This window comes from Acidiphilium sp., from assembly GCF_049977125.1.
GTDB lineage: Bacteria > Pseudomonadota > Alphaproteobacteria > Acetobacterales > Acetobacteraceae > Acidiphilium.
Map to the genome: position 1 here is coordinate 2,762 of NZ_JBMFGY010000184.1, position 1,956 is coordinate 4,717.

The 1,956-nt window shown below is 57.7% G+C and carries 2 protein-coding genes; both read left to right on the plus strand.

What is annotated here, in order from left to right:
• Positions 1-30: 30 nt before the first annotated feature.
• Positions 31-909: an MFS transporter gene (locus tag ACP5E6_RS16270; RefSeq protein WP_427955856.1), complete on the plus strand. Its 879-nt coding sequence runs from the start codon at positions 31-33 to the stop codon at positions 907-909.
• Between the two features lie 4 nt (positions 910-913).
• Positions 914-1,956 (plus strand): FAD-dependent tricarballylate dehydrogenase TcuA (gene tcuA / locus ACP5E6_RS16275; protein WP_427955854.1); only part of this gene is annotated, 1,043 nt, incomplete at its 3' end.

Genomic DNA, 1,956 nt, shown 5'->3' on the forward strand with positions numbered 1-1,956 from the left:
GCGGAATTCGGCACCGCTTCGACCTGGGTAATCGAACAGGCGGCGCGGTCGAAATACCGCGGGTTCTGGGGTGCATGGGTCGGATTTGCGATCCCTATCGGTTTGTTGCTTGGCTTCGGTTCGGTGATTTTCGTTAAATCACTGATGAGCCCGGCGGCATTTATTGCCTACGGGTGGCGGATCTTTTTCTTTATCGGTTTTGCGGTTGCGATCGTCGGTCTGATCATCCGTCTGCGTACCGAGGACAGTTTTCTGTTTGAAGGGCTCAAAGCCGATCGCAAGGTACTTGACTATCCAGCAGCGCGAGTGTGGCGGGAAATGCCCGGACGGATTCTGCGGATGTCGCTGGTGAACGCGATGTTCAGCGGTGCCTTTTTCCTGAGTTTCGTGTTTGGCACGAGCTATATGAAAGTGGTGGGCTTCACTGGCGGTCAGGCGGAGGCGATCGGACTCCTGGCCGCCGCGTTCATGCTGGTATTCATGATCATCGGTGCCTTTTTAGCCGATAAGCTTAGCCGTCGTACCGTCCTGCTGACCGCGGCCATCACGTTTCTGATCTTTGCGATCCCGTATTTCTACCTGATCAACACCCATCAATTGCTTTTGGCTGCGATTGCGGAAATTATCGGTTTTGGCTTCGTATTCGGCTTTGGTTATGGCGCGATCCCAGCCTTTTATACCGAGAATTTTCCAACTCGGTATCGTGCCTCCGGGGCAAGTGCAGGGTATCAGATCTCACAAGTTTACGGTGGCGGCCTGATCCCGATCATGGCAGGACTGATTCTCAAGAGCGTCGGGATCAAGCATGCGTTCATCTACATCGGCCTTCTGGTGATGGTCTATGCGTTGGCGGCGATCTGGGCGATCCTGGCGACACCGGAAACCAAGGGTACCGACCTCGTGAACTGACATCATGTTTAGGTCAGTTGAAGATGTCTTTTGGGACGTGGCCGTGGTCGGCGGTGGCAATGCGGCTTTGTGTGCTGCCATCACTGCGCGCGAGGCGGGTGCTACCGTTGTGGTGCTTGAAGCATCGCCGCGGACGTTTCGCGGCGGCAACTCTCGCCATACCCGCAATCTGCGCGCGATGCACGACCGTCCAGACGGCGTTCTGGTGGAAAACTATGGCGAGGATGAGTATTGGGACGACCTGCTGCGCGTTACCGGCGGGCAGACCGACGAACATTTGGCGCGCATGACCATTCGTGCGTCGGCTGGTGCCCCGGCGTGGATGGCGGCACACGGTGTCGCGTTTCAGCCGTCGCTGAGCGGCACGCTCAGTCTGGGACGGACCAACGCGTTTTTTCTTGGCGGGGGTAAGGCGCTGGTGAATGCCTATTTTGCGACGGCCGAAAGGTTGGGAGTGCGCATTCTCTATGACACCGAAGTCACGGCGATGACGCTTGATGAAGGATTTGTCCGTGATCTGAAATTGGTGAGCCGGGGGTTTCCCGTCACGTTGCACGCACGTGCGGTGATTGTGGCGAGCGGCGGCTTTCAGGCCAATACCTCCTGGATGCGGGAATCCTGGGGTGAGGCGGCTGACAATTTCATCATTCGCGGGACGCCTTATGCCCAAGGCACAGTGCTGCGCGATCTGCTCCGGCAGGGTGTCGCGTCGGTGGGTGATCCGACACAGTGTCACGCGGTTGCGATCGATGCCCGTGCTCCGAAATTCGACGGAGGAATCGTCACTCGGCTTGACTGCGTTCCGTTCAGCATTGTGGTGGATCGGGACGGCCAGCGATTCTACGATGAGGGTGAAGACGTCTGGCCTAAACGTTATGCGATCTGGGGCCGTCTGGTGGCGCAACGTCCGGGACAGATCGCCTATTCGATCATTGATGCCAAAGCGGAACCCCTATTCATGCCCTCGGTGTTTCCCGCGATCCGCGCCGGGACAATCGACGATCTAGCATGCAAACTCGGGCTCGATCCAACTGCGCTACAAGCAAC